Genomic DNA, 17251 nt, shown 5'->3' with positions numbered 1-17251 from the left:
CGGCCCGGTGTCAGCGCTTCGTGGCAAGCTGTCGGGTTATGCGCTGGGCCCTCATCACCGACATTCACGCCAACCGCCAGGCCTTCGAGGCCGTCCTTGCCGACGCCCGCGCCCAGGGCGCCACCCGGTTTGCGCTGCTGGGCGACTTCGTCGGATATGGCGCCGACCCGGCCTGGGTGCTGGATCAGGTCATGGCGCTGGTGGCCGATGGCGCCCTGGCGGTGCAAGGCAACCACGACGAGGCGGTGGCCCATGGCAGCACGCCTGGCATGCACCCGGACGCCCGAGCCGTCGTCGATTGGACGCGCGCCCAGCTGAACGAAGACCAGCTACGCTTCCTGACGCGGCTGCCCCTGCAGGCCCATGGCGAACCGGGACACTGCCTGTTTGTGCACGCCAACGCCTTCGAGCCCAACGGTTGGGAGTACATCCAGGGCCGCGCCGAGGCCGTGAAGAGCCTGCACGCCAATCCGGCGCGCATCCAGGTCTGCGGCCACATGCACGAGCCCATGCTGTTCCACCTCTCCGGCACCGGCAAGGCGGGCGATTTCCGCCCCGTGGCCGGCGTACCCATGCCGCTGCCGGGCCACCGCCAGTGGCTGGCCATCCCGGGCTCCTGCGGCCAGCCTCGCGATGGCAACCCGGCAGCCTGCTACGCGCTGCTGGACCCGGGCAAATCCGATCTGGACGATGCCCGCATCACCTTCCAGCGCGTGGCCTACGACGTCGACGCTGCCTGCGAGTCCTTGCGCGCGACGGCCCTGCCGCCGCTGATCGCCGAGCGCCTGGCGCGCCGCCTCACGCTCGGCGAATGATGACGACGACACAGCCCGCCACTTCTGCCCCACCCGCCCCGCTGGAAGCCGGCCGGGTGCTGGATGGCTTCCGGCTGGAGGAAAGGCTGCACCAGGGGGGCATGGCCAACCTGTGGCGCGTCAGCCGGGAGGACGGCCAGGACGACGGCTTCGAGCTTCTGATGAAGGTGCCGCGCATCAAGGGCGGCGAGGACCCGGCCACCATCGTCGGCTTCGAGGTCGAGCAGATGCTGATGCCGCAGCTCAGCGGCCCGCATGTGCCGCGCTTCGTCGCCCGCGGGGACTGGACGCGCCAGGCCTTCATCGTCATGGAGCGCATCCCCGGCGAAACGCTTCGCCCGCGCCTGGACGACGCGCCGCTTCCGCCCGAAGAGGTGGCCGACATCGGCGCCCGCGTGGCCACGGCGCTCGCGGCGCTGCACCGCCAACACGTGGTGCACCTGGACATCAAGCCCAGCAACATCATGTTCCGCCCCGACGGCACGGCCGTGCTCGTCGACTTCGGCCTCAGCCGCCACGAGCTGCTGCCCGACCTGCTGGAGGAGGAGTTCACGCTGCCCATGGGCACCGGGCCCTACATGAGCCCGGAGCAGGTGCAGTTCGTGCGCAACGACCCGCGCAGCGACCTGTTCGCGTTGGGCGTCATGCTCTATCACCTGAGCACCGGAGAGCGGCCGTTCGGCCAGCCCAACTCGGTCCGCGGCCTGCGCCGCCGCTTGTTCGTCGAGCCCGTGCCGCCGCGCGCCATCCGGCCGGAGCTGCCTGCTTGGCTGCAGGAAGTCATCCTGCGCTGCCTGGAAGTCAAGGCCGAGCGTCGCTACCAGAGCGCCGCGCAGTTGGCGCTGGATCTGCGCGAACCGGGCGGCGTGGCGCTCACCGGTCGTGCCGAGAAGCTCCAGGTCAGCGGCGCAATGCGTCGGCTCAAGCGCTGGTTCTTCGCGTTGGGCGCAGAGCCCGCGCCCCCGGCGCCCGCCGGCCAGCAACTGGCGCGCAGTCCCATCGTCATGGCAGCCGTGGACGTGGACAACGCCACGCCCGAGCTCCTTGCCCAACTCTGTGAGACCGTGCGACGCATCGTGCAGACCGAAGCCGGCGCCCGCCTGGCCTGCGTGAGCATCATGCGTGTGAACCGCATCGGTATCGATGAGCTGACCGACAAGCATGGCCAGAGCCTGCATGTGAAGCAGCTCATCGCACTCAAGCACTGGGCGCGTCCCATCAGCAAGGCGCTGAACCTGGAGGACGGCCGGCTGACCTTCCACGTCCTGGAAGCACCCGACGCGGCAGGCGCCATCATCGACTTTGCCCACCGCAACGGCGTGGATCACATCGTCATGGGCGCACGCGGCGCGTCGGCGCTGCGACGCTACCTGGGCAGCGTATCGGGCCAGGTAGTGGCCGAGTCGGACTGCACCGTCACCGTGGTGCGTGAGCCGGCCGGTTAGGCGAGCTTCACGGTTCGTGAACCCGGACGGCAGGCCGGCGCGGCAGGCCGCGCCCTATCATCTCCGCATGAGTTTTTCGACCAATCCGCGCCTGGCCCGGCTGCATCCCTACCCCTTCGAGCGGCTGCGCGAGCTGACGGCCGGCATCACGCCGAACCCAGACCTGGCCCCAATCTCGCTGGGCATCGGCGAGCCACGCCATGCCGCGCCGGCACTCATCGCCGACGCTATCAACGGCGCGATGAAAAGCCTTGCGGCCTACCCGGCCACGGCCGGCACGCCGGCGCTGCGCGAGGCCATCGCCGGCTGGATCACACGCCGCTACGGCCTGGCACTGGACCCGGCCACGCAGGTGCTGCCGGTCAACGGCTCGCGCGAGGCGCTGTTCGCCATCGCCCAGACAGTGGTCGATGCCGGCCGCCCCGGGGCCACGGTCGTCTGCCCCAACCCCTTCTATCAAATCTACGAAGGCGCGGCGCTGCTGGCCGGCGCCGAGGTCGCGTTCGCGAACTCCGACCCGGCGCGCAACTTCGCCGTCGACTGGCGCCAGATCGACGATGCCACCTGGGCACGCACCCAGCTGCTCTATGTCTGCTCGCCCGGCAACCCCAGCGGCGCGGTGATGCCGCTGTCGGAATGGCAGGCGCTGTTCGAACTCAGCGACCGCCACGGCTTCGTCATCGCGTCGGACGAGTGCTATTCGGAGATCTATTTCCGGGACGAGGCGCCACTGGGCGGCCTGGAGGCTGCCGCCAGGCTGGGCCGCAGCGACTTCCGCAACCTGATTGCATTCACATCGCTGTCCAAGCGCTCCAACGTCCCCGGCCTGCGCTCGGGCTTCGTGGCAGGCGACGCGGCGCTGCTGAAGAAGTTCCTGCTCTACCGAACCTACCACGGCAGCGCCATGAGCCCCATCGTGCAGGCGGCCAGCATCGCGGCCTGGGGCGACGAAGCCCACGTCATCGAGAACCGGGCTCGCTACCGGCACAAGTTCGCCGAGGTCACGCCGCTGCTGGCGTCGGTGCTGGACGTGGCCTTGCCGGACGCCGGCTTCTATCTTTGGGCCGCTGTTCCAGGCGGTAACGACGTGGCCTTCGCCCAAGGCCTTCTCGCTCAATACAATCTGACTGTCCTGCCGGGCAGCCTGCTGGCCCGCGAAGCCCATGGCAACAACCCCGGCGCCGGGCGCATCCGCCTGGCCCTGGTGGCCGACGAGGCCGAGTGCCTGGATGCCGCCCGCCGCATCGTCTCCTTCACGCAATCCCGCTGACCCGCCGCCCATGAACACCGCTGAACTGCAAAGCCTGATCGACCTCGCCTGGGACAACCGCGCCTCCCTGGACCCCGTCAACGCGCCAGAAGTGCGTCAGGCCGTTGACCACGTCATCGCCGAGCTGGACGCAGGCCGGCTGCGCGTGGCCACCCGTGAGGGCGTGGGCCAGTGGACCGTGCACCAGTGGATCAAGAAGGCCGTGCTGCTGTCCTTCCGCCTGAATGACAACCGCATCATGGGCGACAAGGAACTGACCTTCTTCGACAAGGTGCCGACCAAGTTCTCCGGCATGACGGACGAGCAGCTTCGCGCCACGGGTGTTCGCGTCGTGCCTCCAGCCGTCGCGCGCCGCGGCAGCTTCCAGGCCAAGAACGTCGTGCTGATGCCCTCCTACGTGAACATCGGCGCCTATGTGGACGAAGGTGCCATGGTCGACACCTGGGCCACCGTCGGCTCCTGCGCCCAGATCGGCAAGAACGTGCATCTCTCCGGCGGCGTGGGCATCGGCGGCGTGCTTGAGCCGCTGCAGGCCAACCCGACCATCATCGAGGACAACTGCTTCATCGGCGCCCGCTCCGAGGTCGTCGAGGGCGTCATCGTCGAGGAGAACTCGGTCATCTCCATGGGTGTCTACATCGGCCAGAGCACGCCGATCTACGACCGTGCCACCGACACAGTCAGCTACGGCCGCATCCCGGCAGGCTCAGTTGTCATCTCGGGCTCGCTGCCCAAGGACGGCGGCCGCTACTCGCTGTATGCGGCCATCATCGTCAAGCGGGTGGACGCGCAGACGCGCTCCAAGACCAGCATCAACGAACTGCTGCGCGCCTGACCATGAGCGGCGGCGGCAACATGGAGCGCATCCTGCGGCTGATGGCCGACAAGGGTGCTTCGGACTGCTATCTGTCGGCCAACATGCCGGTGCTGATCCGCATCAATGGCCAGACCGTGCAGCTGTCGGACCAGCTCCTGACGCCGCCCCAGCCGCGCCAGCTCATCGCCGAGGTCATCGACCCTGGCTCGCTGGCCGAGCTGGACAACAGCGGTGAGCTGAACATGGCGGTGGGCGTACGCGGCGTAGGCAGCTTCCGGCTGTCGGGCTTTCGGCAACGCGGCACGATCGCCGGCGTCTTCCGCCACATCCCGCATGAGATCCCCACGCTCGAGTCCCTGAACCTGCCGCCCGTGCTGGGCACGATGATCAAGGAAAAGCGCGGCCTCATCCTGATGGTGGGAGCCACCGGCACCGGCAAGAGCACCACGCTTGCATCCATGCTGGAGATGCGCAACCAGACCATGACCGGGCACATCCTCACCATCGAGGACCCGATCGAGTACCTGTTCAGCAACAAGCGCTCGGTCGTCAACCAGCGGGAGATCGGCCGCGACACGGCCTCGCTGCAGATCGCGCTGAAGAACGCGCTGCGCCAGGCGCCCGACTGCATCCTGATCGGCGAGATCCGCGACCGCGAGACGATGACCGCGGCCATCAGCTATGCGCTGTCCGGCCATCTGGTGCTGGCCACGCTGCATGGCAACAACACCTACCACGCGCTGAACCGCATCCTGTCGTTCTACACGCCGGAGTCCCGCCCGGCGCTGCTGAACGACCTGGCGGCCGGCCTCAAGGCCATCGTGTCGCAGCGCCTGGTGCGCGCCACGGCAGGCGGCCGGGTGCCCGTCATCGAGATCCTGCTGAACACCAAGCTCACCGCCGAACTGATCGAGCAGGGTGACTTCGCCGGCGTGAAGGAGGCGATGGAGAAATCCATCGCCGAGGGCTCGCAGACCTACGAAGAGCATTTTGCCAAGCTCATCAGCGATGGCACCATCACCCGGGAGGAAGGCCTGGCCTTCGCCGACTCGCCCACCAACCTGCTGTGGCGGCTGCAGAACGAGGCGCCCGGCGCGCGCCTCACGAACACGCCACGCAAGGAGGAGAAGGCCCCCGACGAGGCCAGCTTCACCGAAATCACCCTGGACGTCCGTGGCACTTGAAGCTGATTGACTGCATCGAATCCCAAGCCGCCCGCCTCGCCCAGGCGGGCTTGTTTTTTGGCCATGGCACGACCAACGCGTTCGACGAAGCCATGTGGCTGGCGCTTTGGCGCCTGGCCCTGCCGCTGGATGCGCTCGATGAGCACGAGGAACGCGAGCTGACCGAGGCTGAGGTCACGTCCATCGCAGCCCTTATCGACGAGCGCATCGCCACCCGCAAGCCGGCCGCCTACCTGACCGGCGAGGCTTGGCTGCAGGGCATCCCCTTCACCATCGACGAGCGTGCCATCGTGCCACGCAGCTTCATCGCGGAGCTGATCGCAGACGCCAGCATCGACCCCTGGCTCAACCCGGCAAGCCGCCGTGTGCTGGACCTCTGCACTGGCAACGGCAGCCTGGCCGTGCTGGCCGCCATGGCCTGGCCGGAGGTCGAGGTCGATGCGCTGGATCTCAGCGCCGACGCCTTGGAAGTTGCCAAGCTGAATGTCGCCCGCCACAACCTGTCTTCGCGCATCCGCCTGCTGCAGGGCGATGGCCTGGCCGGCGCCCTCGGGCCTTACGACCTGATCCTCTGCAACCCGCCCTATGTGAACAGCGCCAGCATGGCCGCCCTCCCCGCCGAGTACCGCGCCGAGCCCGCGCTGGCGCTGGCCGGTGGCAGCGACGGCATGGACTTCGTTCGCGAGCTGCTGCGCGCCGCGCCTGCCGCATTGAACGACGACGGCGTGCTGGTGCTGGAGATCGGCAACGAGCGCGAGCACTTCGAAACCGCATTCCCTCAGCTCGAAGTCGTGTGGATGGAAACCTCATCAGGCGCCGATCAGGTGCTGCTGGTGACTAAAGAAAACCTGCTGTGATCACCCTACGCGACATCACGCTGCGCCGCGGCGTCAAGGTGGTGCTGGACAACGCGTCCGCCACACTGCAACCCGGCGAGAAGATCGGCCTCGTGGGCCGCAATGGTGCCGGCAAGTCCAGCCTGTTTGCACTGCTGACGAATCGACTCGGCAACGACAAGGGCGAGGTCGAGGTGCCCAGGCACTGGCGCCGCTCCGAGGTCGCCCAGAACATGCCCGAGACCGAGGACGGCGCGACCGACTTCGTGTTGCAGGGTGACCTTACGCTGGTGGCCGCGCGCATCGCGCTGGACGAAGCCGAGAAGGCCAACGATGGCCACGCGATGGCGGAAGCGCATGCTGCGCTTGCCGACGCCGGAGCCTTCGACGCCCGTTCTCGCGCGCAGGCGCTGCTGATGGGCCTGGGCTTTCGGAGCGAACAGCTCGACGCCCCCGTCAACAGCTTCTCCGGTGGCTGGCGCATGCGGCTGCAGCTGGCCCGCGCCCTGATGTGCCCGGCTGAGCTGATGCTGCTGGACGAGCCGACGAACCACCTGGACCTGGATGCTCTCGTGTGGCTGGAAGCCTGGCTTCAACGCTACGACGGCACGCTGATCATCATCAGCCACGACCGAGAGTTCCTCGACGCAATCACCAAGGTCACGCTCCACCTGGACGAAGGCAAGCTGGTGCGCTACGGCGGCAACTACACCAGCTTCGAGAGCCAGCGCGCCGAGCGCATGGTGCTGCAGCAGGCCGCGTTCGAGCGCCAGCAGGAGAAGGTCGCGCACCTGCAAAAGTTCATCGACCGCTTCAAGGCCAAAGCCAGCAAGGCCAAGCAGGCGCAGAGCCGCGTGAAGGCATTGGAGCGCATGGAGAAGCTGGCGCCGGTGCTGGCGTCGGCCGACTTCAACTTCGAGTTCCGCGAGCCCCTGAACCTGCCCAACCCGATGCTGATGTTCGACGACCTCAGCGCCGGCTACCGCACCGACGAGGGTGACAAGATCATCGTGCGCGGCGTGGACCGTTCCGTGCTGGCCGGTCAGCGCATCGGCATTCTCGGCGCGAACGGCCAGGGCAAGTCCACGCTGGTCAAGACCATCGCCCGCGCCCAGGCGCCGATGGCCGGCAAGCTGACCGAAGGCAAGGGCCTGTCCATAGGCTATTTCGCCCAGCAGGAGCTGGATGTCCTGCGGCTGGATGAGGGCCCTCTGGAGCACATGGTGCGGCTGGCGCGCGACGTCGGTCCGCCAGGCCGCGAGCAGGAGCTGCGCGACTTCCTGGGCCAGTTCCGCTTTACCGGCGACATGGTCAACCAGCAGGTCGGCAGCCTGTCCGGCGGCGAGAAGGCGCGGCTGGTGCTCGCGATGCTGGTGTGGCAGCGGCCCAATCTGCTGCTGCTGGACGAACCGACCAACCACCTTGACCTGAACACCCGGGAGGCGCTGTCACTGGCGCTCAACGAGTTCGAAGGCACGGTCATGCTGGTCAGTCACGACCGCGCGCTGCTGCGCGAGGTCTGCGACGAGTTCTGGCTGGTGGCCGATGGAGTCGTCAAACCCTTCGACGGTGACCTGGACGACTACCAGCGCTGGCTGCTGGACCAGAGCAAGGAAGCAGCGCGCGCCGCCAAGAAGCAGCCCGCCACCGCTCCCGCACCCATCGTGGCGCCCGCCGCGGCGGCTGTGCCGGCACCGCCACCTGCGTCACGCGAGGACCGCAAGGCCTCGGGTCAGGCCCGCGCCAAGCTGGCCGAGCAGACGCGCCCGCTGCGCAAGGAAATGGAAGCCATCGACAAGCGCCTGCATGCGCTGGCCGAAGAACGCGCCGAGATAGAAGCCCAGCTCGCCGAAGGCGCCGCAGCGTCGGCCATCGCCGAGATGGGTCGACGGCTGAAGGCCATAGCGGACCAACTCGAAGCCGACGAGATGCGCTGGCTGGAACTGGGCGAGCAGATCGAGGCGATGTCTGCCTAGACGGCGAGCAGCGCCGCCAGCGCCAGCGCGCCCGGCAGCGCCTGAACGAACAGGATCTTCCTGGATGCCGTGGCCGCGCCGAACACGCCGGCCACGATGACGCAGCCCAGGAAGAACACCAGCCAGGGCTTGCCCGCCCCAGCAGCGCCCTGCATCAACCCCCACACGAGGCCGGCTGCCAGGAAGCCGTTGTAGAGGCCCTGGTTGGCGGCCAACGCCCGGGTCTGCTCTGCGAAATCGGCCTTCAGCCCGAAGGCCTTGCGGCCCAGCGGCTTCGTCCAGAAGAACATCTCCAGGACCAGGAAGTACAGGTGCAGCACCGCCACCAGCGCGGCCAGCACGACGGCCAGGATTTGCATCGTCTCACTCCTCATTGCATGTTCGGGGTGGCGAATCCTCTCAGATCGCCCTACCGTCCCGTGTCGCCCAAAAGACCATTTACGTTGTGTGCAATTAAATTGCCAACTACATTTATACCCATGGCACGCAGCAAGACCCCAACCCCGGCCGCCGATTCCCGCGAGGAATGGCTGCAGCTGGACCGCCAGCTGTGCTTTGCCCTGTACAGCAGTTCGCTGGCCATGACCCGGATCTACAAGCCGCTGCTCGCGCCGCTGGGACTGACCTATCCGCAATACCTCGTCATGCTGGTGCTGTGGGAGGTAGAGGGGCTGGGCCACAGCTTGAGTGTTGGGCAGTTGGGCCAGCGCCTGTCGCTGGACTCGGGCACGCTGACTCCACTGCTCAAGCGCCTGGAAGCGCTCGGCCATATCGAGCGCCGCCGTGCCAGCGACGACGAACGCCGCGTCGACATCTTTCTCACGCCCCGGGGTCGCAAGCTGCGCGAGCCGGCCCTGGACATTCCCGGCCAACTCGCCTGCGCCAGCGCCTGCGAGCTGGACGAGGTCATCGCGCTGACGCAGCGACTGCACCAGTTGCGCCAGCAACTCAACCGGGCGGCCGACGCGGCTGCCTGACCCCTTCCCAACCACCGCGCATCACGCAAAGGAGCCCACCATGGCCATCGAGAAAGCCCTCTATACCGCCACCGCCACTGCCACCGGCGGCCGCGCCGGCACCGCAAAGTCGTCCGACGGCGTGCTGGACCTGACACTGTCCACGCCCAAGGAACTGGGCGGCGCAGGCGGACCGGGCACGAACCCCGAGCAGTTGTTCGCGGCCGGCTATTCCGCATGCTTCATCGGCGCCATGAAGGCCGTCGCCGGCAAGCAGAAGATCGCCCTGCCCGCCGAGGTGTCCATCACCAGCGACGTCGCCATCGGCCCGCACGCCAACAAGCCCGGTGCCTTCGGCATCCAGGTCGACATGAAGATCTCGGTACCCGGCATGGACCGCGCCCAGCTTGAAGCGCTGGTCAAGACGGCCCACGAGGTCTGCCCCTACTCGAACGCCACGCGCGGCAACGTGGACGTCTCGCTGACCATCGTCTGATGGCCGGGCCGGCTCAGCCGGCCAGCAGGGCCAGGATCAACTCGATCCTGGCCTTGACCGGGCTCAGCGCACCTGCGCCGGGCAACAGGCCGGGCAGATCCATGACAGGCCCGGCGTCGCAGCGCGTGCTGCGCCAGACCTTCACGCCAGCCATGTGCGCCTCCCGCAGCGCCGCCTCCAGCGTGGCGCTCAGCGTGCCATTGCCGGTACCTGCGGCGACCAGTCCGTCGATACCCAGGGCCCGCAACGCATCCACGACGACACCGCTGGCACCGACATGGTTCATTACGATCTCCACACGCGGCCAGCGCTCGGCCGGGCGGGAAACACGAGCCAGGCCCAACGCCTCGCCACCAGGCCAGCACCCGATCTGCCGCACGGCGCCCTCTTCCACGCGTGCCACGAGGGCGCCATCTGCAGACTCGAAAGCATCGACGCGATAGCTGTGCGTCTTGCGCACCTGGATCGCATCATGCACCCGGCCCGCCAGTGCGACGACCACGCCCGCCGCAGCCGGCGCGGCTGCCACCTGCACTGCATCGAACAGGTTCTGCGGCCCATCCGGCGCAAGCGCGGTGGCTGGCCGCATCGCCGCCGTCAGCACGACAGGCTTGGCCGGTGCGAGCACGCGATGCAGGAAGTAGGCCGTCTCCTCCAGCGTGTCCGTGCCATGCGTGATGACGATGCCACGCACCTCGGGCCGCGCAAGCTGCGCATGCACCGCCGTTGCCAGGCGCTGCCAGGTCAGGAAATCCATGTCCTTGCTGTCCAGCTGGGCGACCTGGTGCGCCTCCAGGCGCCGACCAGCCAGCGCCGGCACGGCAGCCAGCAAGTCCTCGACGCTCAGCTGCGCGGCCGTGTAGCCCACACCGTCGCTGGCCGTTTTGGCCGTGCCGGCAATGGTGCCACCGGTGCCCAGAATGACGATCAGATCGGCGGGAATTTGCAATCTCCTGGTTTCCTGGATGAAAATACAGCTGCTGGACAAATTGCCAGCCCATGATTAAGGCCGACCGTGCAAGACCGACCCAAGCTTACCGCCCGCCAGCAGCAGATCTTCGACCTGGTCCGCAATGCGATCGAAAGCACCGGCGCGCCGCCGACCCGCGCCGAGATCGCCGCTGAGCTGGGTTTCAAGTCCGCCAACGCGGCAGAGGAGCATCTGCAGGCGCTGGCCCGCAAAGGCATGCTGGAGCTCGTCGGTGGCACCTCGCGGGGGATTCGCCTCAAGTCCGACACACTGAGTGCCGTCAACCGCGCCCGCCAGTTCAGCCTGCCCATCCCGGCCCTGGCGCAGCTCACGCTTCCACTGATCGGCCGTGTCGCCGCGGGCGCACCCATCCTCGCGCAGGAACATGTTGAGCAGACCTACACCGTCGAGCCGGGCCTGTTCGCGAAGAAGCCCGATTACCTGCTCAAGGTCAAGGGCATGAGCATGAAGGACATCGGCATCCTCGACGGTGACCTGCTCGCCGTGCAGTCCGCCAGCGAGGCGCGCAACGGCCAGATCGTCGTCGCCCGAGTTGGCGAGGAAGTCACCGTGAAGCGCTTCAAGCGTGGCCCGGAGGGCATCCAACTGCTGCCCGAGAACCCCGACTTCGAGCCCATCGTCGTCAATGAGAGCAGCGAGCACTTCAGCATTGAAGGCTTGGCGGTGGGCCTGATCCGCGGGCAAGGTTTCAACTGAACGCAGTGGGCCTCACAGATGGGGCTCGCAGGCTGATCGATCAATACGAGCGGGCCATGGGCAGTCCCGCCTGAGCAGGGCTTTTCAGTTCACCTGCGCCTTGACCCGGCCTGTGGCGGCGGGCAGTACCAAACGCGTAGCCAGTTCAGGCCATGCCCCGGTCTGGCCATCCTCCGAGGTCGAAGAACGGAACGTGGCTTTACCCACGCTCGGGAAACTCGAAGCGGTTCATTTCTTGGACCTGTCTCGAAAGCCCCCTCCTGGTGCCCTCCTCAAGCTTGCACTGAGGTGTCGTCCCTTTTGGCAACCGCCTGAACGGCGGGCGCAGCATTGCCTGGCGGCAATGCTGCAGATTCCTCGCTCACCTTCACGGTGACAACCGGCTCAGGGCGCCGATACCGCCCGTGCATCTCGATAGTTGCTCAGACTTGATGCGGTCGCATTCGACTGCTCAGTCGACAGGTTGGCCGTGATCACTGACATGCACCCGTCCACCACGTAGTCCTTGCTCAGAGCCGTCACGACAATGTCTTTCACCGCGCCAGCAAGGGCGGTGGTGGCCTCCGCGCTCAGTGCGGCGCGACCACTAGGCGCGCTGAATTCAGTACTTCCAGTAGTCCCTGCCGCACTCGACGCTGAGGAGGAATCTGGGCTCTTGGCGATCTCCGCCGCGACGCTCTGGGCGTTGTCGTAGACGCGCTGGTTCAGCTCGACTCGGGCCTCGATGGCCTTCACGCCTGCATCCGCCCGACCTCTCAAGTTGCGCCGATAGACTGCCTCGGCCTTCGCCGCCGTGATCTTGTCCTCATCCGGCGGATCCGCCCCCTCCAGTGCCGTTTGCGTCGCCTCGGCTCGCTCAACTGCGGCCTGGGCCTTGTCAAGTTTCTCCTCAGCGACAGCCAGTTCCTGTTTCGACCCCTCGAGGCGTTTGAGCGCGCGAGCCTCGATCGCACTGGCCTCAGCGAACAGCTTCGAGTTGTTGAGCGCCGTGGCGTAGGAGTTGGCGTTGGTGGAGCCGCCGAGTGAAGCCTGGTTGGCAGTGACGGCCCCGGTGAGCTGTTCAACGGCCAGAATCACCGCCGTCAAATCCTGACTCCTGTTGAGCAGCGTGACGACCTGTGCATCGCCGACCCCGCCGTTGGCATATGCCTCGCACATGCGGTACAGCGCATCTCGCATGAGGGTGATGGACTGGGTGCGCAGCCCGATGCTCGCCGCCGTGCTTTGCCCGCTTCCAGAAACTGAAGCTGAGCCCTTTGCAGGCGCGCTGCCTCCCACACCCAGAGCGGCGGCGTACGCCGCCATGGCGTCCGGGCTCGGCTCGGCGCAGTACTTGCCCAGGCTGTTGACGATCAGCAGCCGCTGCTGGACATCCAGGTGTATCGCTTTCGTCGCGGTCGCGCTGTTGTCGAGCGTGGTCGTTCTGCTGATCGTGTTCAAGTTGGCACAGCCCGTGAGGACGGCAATGCCAAGGACTGCCGAGCTAGCGCGCAACAGTCGCCGCACTGAGGCGTTAAGTATGGAACATCCCACCAAGATGCATCTCCCCAACATGTAGTGAAGTGCCGGATATGACTTTCCCGGCATCTACTTGGTCTATCCGCTCCACCATGTTGGGAGCGGACGCTGTCCGCAGCGAGCATATGCGCCTTGGCCACCAGCTCGCCCCAGCGTCCTCGTCAACATTGACTACGTCACACAGCGTGGTCCCTCACGACAGCAATTTCGCCGTATGCCACCGCGCGCAGCAGGCGCAGGGCGTGTCCCGCTCCACTGAACGCTCTCAAGGCACCTGAACCTGCCCGGCCGCTCGACGCACCGCGCGGTAGGGCGAGACGTCCTGCGATCGGATGCGCCCCTCCTCCAGCCGGATCACCCGATCGGCGACATGGAAGAAGCGGTCGTCGTGAGAGATCACGATCACCGCCTTGCCCAGCGCGCGCAGCTCCGGCAACAGCTCCTGATAGAAGACCCGCTTGAAGACGGGATCCTGGTCGGCCGCCCACTCATCGAAGACGAGGAATGGCCGGTCCTCCAGATACGCCACCACAAGCGCCAGCCGCTTGCGTTGCCCCTGCGACAGCTCGCGTGTCGAGAACGCACCGCCCTCGAGCCGCACCTTGTGCTGCAAGTGGAGCTTGGCCAGCAACGCGGACCCCGTCTCGTCCACGTCGTCCGGACGGCCTGACTCGAGCAGTCGCTCGAACAGATGGAAGTCGGAGAAGACTGTCGAGAAGAGTTGCCGGTAGGCGTCGCGGTCCAGGTCGCTCACCGGCCGGCCGTCGACCAGCACCTCGCCTGACTCCGGCGGATACAGTCCCACCAGCAGCTTGGCCAGCGTGGTCTTGCCGCTGCCGTTTCCGCCGACCACAAAGACCACCTCTCCGGTGCTCAGCTTCAGGTCAATGGGCCCCAGGGTGAAGGCCTCGCCGCTGCGCTCATGCACGTAGCCGCGGGTCACCGCCCGCAGCGACACGCTGCTTGGCCGCAAAGGGAACGGCGCGGCACCGTCGACGCGCTCCGCGCTGGCCAGTCGATCGGCGATCGCGTCGATGCGCCTCGACGCGACGCGCGCCAGGTTCACCTCGGGCAAGGCGTTCAGCAGACTCTGCAGCGGCGTCACCATGTAGACGAACACCAGCGCGAAGCCCGTCATCACATGCGCGCGGTCCGGACCGTCGCCCGCCAGCACGAAGATCACGGCGCCGATGAAGGTGTAGATCAGCAGATTCCCCCATCCGATCGCCACCCGGAAGATGGACAGCCCGGTCGCGCGATGACGACGCACGTCCTCCACCGCCTGATCGAGCAACTGAGCGCTGAACTCGCCGCGCTTGCGGCGGTTCTGGCGCAGCTCTTTCGCGCCGTCGGTGAGCGAGCGGAAATGGTCGAAGAGCCGATCCTGCGCCCGCGACGCCTGCGTAAGGTGCCGCATCGCAACGCGCTGCGCCAGCGAGTAGCCCAGCGACCCCAGCGCGACCACGCCCGCACCGACGACGAAGACGCGCCACGACAGCGAGGCCATGTAGGCCATGCATCCCAACACCACCACGCCGTGCGTGAGCATGTTGGGCAGGCTGATGAAGAACTGGGCCACGCTCGCGGCGTGGTCCGACAGCGCGGATTGCACCTGGCCCGGACCCAGTTCCTCGAGCCGGCGCAGCGGCGCGTCCATGACGCGCTCGCACAGGCGCAGCCGCAGATCGGCGATCGCGCGCTGGCGCAGGCGCTCGAAGAGCACGTTGGCGCAGACGCCGAACACCACCGCCCCCGCGATCACCGCGCCCAGCCGCCACGGGAGCTGAAGGGCCCCCTCGCGGCTGGCGGTGATGGCCGCGTTGATCTCGGTCACCAGCAGCACGCCGCACACGCCGGAAGCGATGCTCGTCAACGCCGCCGTCGCCACGAGCCATCGGAATCGCCTGATCAGATAGAGAAGCACAGTGAATCCTCGCGCTTGAGCATCCCCGTGGAGACGAACGAAGGGCGGATTTGTTCGACGCGGCCGGCGAGCCTGAACAAACGCCCGGTCCTTTCGTCAAACCCCTTGTCAAGCCCGTCGCATCCAGCGCGCGGTCGCGCATTCGGAGATCCCATGCTCAGCACCCCTCCCCTGATCCGCCGGACCGACGCGAGCGTCGGCACGCAGGACCCCCTGTCGCGGCTGCAACGCGCCTTGCTGCAGCCCTACGACCTGACCGGCCATCCGCTGCTGGAACGCCAGAGCGCGCGGGAATCCAGCGCTCGCACCTACCCGCGGCGGATTCCGCTCGCGCTGCGGCGCGGCCGGGGCATCTATGTCGAGGACGTGGCCGGCCGGCTCTTCATCGATTGCCTGGCCGGCGCGGGCACGCTGGCGCTGGGGCACAACCATCCCGTCGTCGTGGAGGCGATCCGTCGCACGCTCGACGACGAACTGCCGCTGCACACGCTGGACCTGACTACCCCGGTCAAGGACGAGTTCGTCGAGACTCTCTTCGAGCTGCTGCCGCCGCGCTTCGCGCGGGACGCGCGCATCCAGTTCTGCGGTCCGACCGGCGCCGACGCGATCGAGGCGGCGCTCAAGCTCGTCAAGATCGCCACCGGGCGCCAAACGCTGCTCGCCTTCCAGGGCGGGTACCACGGCATGACGCAGGGCGCGCTGCAGCTGATGGGCAACCTGGGGCCGAAAGCGGCGCTCGGCGGCGCGGTCTCGGGGGTGCAGTTCCTCCCCTACCCCTACGCTTTCCGCAGCCCCTTCGGGTTGGACGCCGCCGGGACCTCGGCCGCCAGCCTGCATTACATCGACCAACTGCTCGCCGATCCGGAAGGCGGCGTGCCGCGGCCCGCAGGCCTGGTGACGGAACTCATCCAGGGCGAAGGCGGCGTGATTCCGGCGCCGGACGACTGGACGCGCCAGCTGCGACGCATCACCGAGGGCGCCGACGTGCCGCTGATCATCGACGAGGTCCAGACAGGCTTCGGACGCACGGGGCGGATGTTCGCGTTCGAGCACGCGGGGATCGAGCCCGACGTGCTGGTGCTGTCGAAGGCGATCGGCGGCAGCCTGCCGTTGTCGGTGGTCGTGTATCGGGGCCGGCTTGATCGCTGGACGCCCGGCGCGCATGCCGGCACCTTCCGCGGCAATCAGTTGGCCATGGCCGCCGGCACCGCGACACTGCGTCATCTCCAGCAGGAGCAGCTCGCCGAACACGCCGCCGCGATGGGCGCGAGGCTGAACCGCGCCCTGCTTGAGCTGCAGCGCGTGCACTCGGGCATCGGCGAGGTGCGCGGGCGCGGGCTCATGCTGGGCATGGAACTGGTGGACCCCGCGGGCGCCACGGATCCGCTCGGCCGGCCGCTCGCCGCGCCGGAGCGCGCCGTCCGCCTGCAGCGGGCCTGCCTGGAACGCGGCCTGATCGTCGAGCTCGGCGGCCGGCACGGCAGCGTGCTGCGGCTGCTGCCGCCGCTGATCATCACCGAGCGAGAGGTCGACGCGGTGGTAGAGATCATCGGGGAATCGATGAAGACCCTGTGACGAAGCCCCTGCTCGCCTGCTGGCATGAGAACTTGCGCAAAAAATGAATGATAATCGCTCGCATTCTCATTTGAGCGATGCGACGATGCGTAGACATCGGTGCCCTCTCCCAGATGAGAACCCATCGGAGGAGGCGTGGGATGCAGTCCTGGATCGAGGAATTGGTCGGCCACTACGGCGATCTGCGCAGATATCTGGTCCGCGAGTTGCGCGATCCCCATCACGCGGCGGACATTGCGCAATCAAGCTTCGAGCGCGTGTACGTGCGCGCGATGGAAGTCGGCCCGGCCCGAGGCGCGCGCGAGACGCCCGACGGCATCACGTCGATGCGGGCGCTGCTGTTCCGCGTCGCCCGCAATCTGTGCATCGACGACGCCCGCCACCGCCAGGTCGTGCAAGCCTGGATGGTCGATCGCGGCGCCACTCAGCCCACTGCGGCGCCCTCCACCGAGTACCTCGCCTCGCAGCAGCAGGTGCTCGAGCGCGTCGCCGCGCTGCTGACCAGCCTGCCCCCGCGCCGGCGGGAGGTCTTCCTGCTGTCGCGCGCCTACGGCTACAGCCATGCCGAGATCGCCGAGCACCTGTGCATCACCGAGATGGCGGTGGCCAAGCACCTGGTGCGGGCGGCTGTCGATTGCTCGCGGGCGCTCGCGGCGCTGCGCACCGATCTGCTCGACCCCGACTTGCCGTCGCCGCGTCAGCCCTTCGCCGCGACGCTGGCCGAGGACGCCCGCTGAGCCTCGCGCCGCCCG

The 17251-nt window shown here is 67.6% G+C and carries 16 protein-coding genes; 12 read left to right on the top strand and 4 right to left on the bottom strand.

The genetic code is table 11. The features are described 5' to 3' along the window. Nucleotides 1-38: 38 nt before the first annotated feature. The 7 genes from QM732_RS07560 (at nucleotide 39) to QM732_RS07530 (ending at nucleotide 8343) form a co-directional block, all read left to right on the top strand. Nucleotides 39-815: a metallophosphoesterase family protein gene (locus QM732_RS07560; RefSeq protein WP_415655559.1), complete on the top strand. Its 777-nt coding sequence runs from the start codon at nucleotides 39-41 to the stop codon at nucleotides 813-815. After that, a complete protein-coding gene (locus tag QM732_RS07555) occupies nucleotides 812-2260 on the top strand; it encodes a protein kinase domain-containing protein (protein ID WP_415655558.1) in 1449 nt (482 codons plus the stop codon). Before QM732_RS07560 ends, QM732_RS07555 begins: the two co-directional genes overlap by 4 nt. A 67-nt stretch (nucleotides 2261-2327) precedes the next feature. Continuing rightward, the gene (gene dapC, locus QM732_RS07550) at nucleotides 2328-3530 is read left to right on the top strand and encodes a succinyldiaminopimelate transaminase (RefSeq protein ID WP_415655557.1); all 1203 of its coding nucleotides are present in this window, start codon (nucleotides 2328-2330) and stop codon (nucleotides 3528-3530) included. A gap of 10 nt (nucleotides 3531-3540) precedes the next feature. Continuing rightward, a complete protein-coding gene (dapD, locus tag QM732_RS07545) occupies nucleotides 3541-4365 on the top strand; it encodes a 2,3,4,5-tetrahydropyridine-2,6-dicarboxylate N-succinyltransferase (protein WP_415655556.1) in 825 nt (274 codons plus the stop codon). 20 nt (nucleotides 4366-4385) lie between these two features. Continuing rightward, nucleotides 4386-5531: a PilT/PilU family type 4a pilus ATPase gene (locus QM732_RS07540; RefSeq protein WP_415655555.1), complete on the top strand. Its 1146-nt coding sequence runs from the start codon at nucleotides 4386-4388 to the stop codon at nucleotides 5529-5531. Then, nucleotides 5528-6388 carry a 50S ribosomal protein L3 N(5)-glutamine methyltransferase gene (gene prmB / locus QM732_RS07535; protein ID WP_415655554.1) on the top strand — a complete coding sequence of 287 codons (861 nt, stop codon included), beginning with the start codon at nucleotides 5528-5530 and terminating at the stop codon, nucleotides 6386-6388. The genes QM732_RS07540 and prmB overlap by 4 nt, the downstream gene beginning before the upstream one ends. Further along, complete coding sequence (locus QM732_RS07530; protein WP_415655553.1) at nucleotides 6385-8343, top strand: ATP-binding cassette domain-containing protein; 1959 nt, start codon at nucleotides 6385-6387, stop codon at nucleotides 8341-8343. Before prmB ends, QM732_RS07530 begins: the two co-directional genes overlap by 4 nt. On the opposite strand, the gene QM732_RS07525 is transcribed toward QM732_RS07530, so the two are convergent. Continuing rightward, on the bottom strand, nucleotides 8340-8702 hold the full coding sequence (locus QM732_RS07525; RefSeq protein ID WP_415655552.1) for a DUF1304 domain-containing protein: 363 nt from the start codon (nucleotides 8700-8702) through the stop codon (nucleotides 8340-8342). The genes QM732_RS07530 and QM732_RS07525 overlap by 4 nt on opposite strands. Before the next feature lie 120 nt (nucleotides 8703-8822). Here QM732_RS07525 and QM732_RS07520 point away from each other — a divergent pair, with 120 nt between their 5' ends. Further along, nucleotides 8823-9320: a MarR family winged helix-turn-helix transcriptional regulator gene (locus QM732_RS07520; RefSeq protein ID WP_415655551.1), complete on the top strand. Its 498-nt coding sequence runs from the start codon at nucleotides 8823-8825 to the stop codon at nucleotides 9318-9320. A 40-nt stretch (nucleotides 9321-9360) separates the two neighbouring features. Next, nucleotides 9361-9795 (top strand): organic hydroperoxide resistance protein, encoded by a 435-nt coding sequence (locus QM732_RS07515; RefSeq protein WP_415655550.1) that lies wholly within the window; start codon nucleotides 9361-9363, stop codon nucleotides 9793-9795. Between the two features lie 13 nt (nucleotides 9796-9808). Here the strand turns inward: QM732_RS07515 and QM732_RS07510 are convergent, their stop codons facing one another. Continuing rightward, nucleotides 9809-10744, bottom strand: a complete 936-nt coding sequence (locus tag QM732_RS07510; RefSeq protein WP_415655549.1) for an asparaginase — start codon at nucleotides 10742-10744, stop codon at nucleotides 9809-9811. 66 nt (nucleotides 10745-10810) lie between these two features. Here QM732_RS07510 and lexA point away from each other — a divergent pair, with 66 nt between their 5' ends. After that, nucleotides 10811-11482 (top strand): transcriptional repressor LexA, encoded by a 672-nt coding sequence (lexA, locus tag QM732_RS07505; protein WP_415655548.1) that lies wholly within the window; start codon nucleotides 10811-10813, stop codon nucleotides 11480-11482. A gap of 384 nt (nucleotides 11483-11866) precedes the next feature. Here the strand turns inward: lexA and QM732_RS07500 are convergent, their stop codons facing one another. Both QM732_RS07500 and QM732_RS07495 read right to left on the bottom strand, forming a co-directional pair. Further along, a complete protein-coding gene (locus QM732_RS07500) occupies nucleotides 11867-12922 on the bottom strand; it encodes a hypothetical protein (protein ID WP_415655547.1) in 1056 nt (351 codons plus the stop codon). A gap of 343 nt (nucleotides 12923-13265) precedes the next feature. Further along, the gene (locus QM732_RS07495) at nucleotides 13266-14924 is read right to left on the bottom strand and encodes a cyclic peptide export ABC transporter (protein ID WP_415655546.1); all 1659 of its coding nucleotides are present in this window, start codon (nucleotides 14922-14924) and stop codon (nucleotides 13266-13268) included. 153 nt (nucleotides 14925-15077) lie between these two features. On the opposite strand from QM732_RS07495, the gene QM732_RS07490 reads away from it, so the two are divergent. Next, nucleotides 15078-16499: a diaminobutyrate--2-oxoglutarate transaminase gene (locus QM732_RS07490; protein WP_415655545.1), complete on the top strand. Its 1422-nt coding sequence runs from the start codon at nucleotides 15078-15080 to the stop codon at nucleotides 16497-16499. A 140-nt stretch (nucleotides 16500-16639) separates the two neighbouring features. Next, a complete protein-coding gene (locus QM732_RS07485) occupies nucleotides 16640-17236 on the top strand; it encodes an RNA polymerase sigma factor (RefSeq protein ID WP_415655544.1) in 597 nt (198 codons plus the stop codon). Nucleotides 17237-17251 lie beyond the last annotated feature (15 nt).

This window comes from Roseateles sp. (assembly GCF_047654805.1).
Classification (GTDB): domain Bacteria; phylum Pseudomonadota; class Gammaproteobacteria; order Burkholderiales; family Burkholderiaceae_C; genus Pelomonas.
The sequence above is the reverse complement of the archived record's forward strand: the minus strand, read 5'-3'. Positions and strand labels throughout refer to the sequence as shown.

What these genes read in the sequence shown, in the direction of transcription:
- dapD (WP_415655556.1), top strand. Translation starts at nt 3,541, where the DNA reads ATGAACACCGCTGAACTGCAAAGCCTGATCGACCTCGCCTGGGACAAC.
- QM732_RS07490 (WP_415655545.1), top strand. Translation starts at nt 15,078, where the DNA reads ATGCTCAGCACCCCTCCCCTGATCCGCCGGACCGACGCGAGCGTCGGC.
- dapC (WP_415655557.1), top strand. Translation starts at nt 2,328, where the DNA reads ATGAGTTTTTCGACCAATCCGCGCCTGGCCCGGCTGCATCCCTACCCC.
- QM732_RS07525 (WP_415655552.1), bottom strand. Translation starts at nt 8,702, where the DNA reads ATGCAAATCCTGGCCGTCGTGCTGGCCGCGCTGGTGGCGGTGCTGCAC.
- QM732_RS07515 (WP_415655550.1), top strand. Translation starts at nt 9,361, where the DNA reads ATGGCCATCGAGAAAGCCCTCTATACCGCCACCGCCACTGCCACCGGC.
- QM732_RS07560 (WP_415655559.1), top strand. Translation starts at nt 39, where the DNA reads ATGCGCTGGGCCCTCATCACCGACATTCACGCCAACCGCCAGGCCTTC.
- QM732_RS07555 (WP_415655558.1), top strand. Translation starts at nt 812, where the DNA reads ATGATGACGACGACACAGCCCGCCACTTCTGCCCCACCCGCCCCGCTG.
- QM732_RS07485 (WP_415655544.1), top strand. Translation starts at nt 16,640, where the DNA reads ATGCAGTCCTGGATCGAGGAATTGGTCGGCCACTACGGCGATCTGCGC.
- QM732_RS07520 (WP_415655551.1), top strand. Translation starts at nt 8,823, where the DNA reads ATGGCACGCAGCAAGACCCCAACCCCGGCCGCCGATTCCCGCGAGGAA.
- QM732_RS07540 (WP_415655555.1), top strand. Translation starts at nt 4,386, where the DNA reads ATGGAGCGCATCCTGCGGCTGATGGCCGACAAGGGTGCTTCGGACTGC.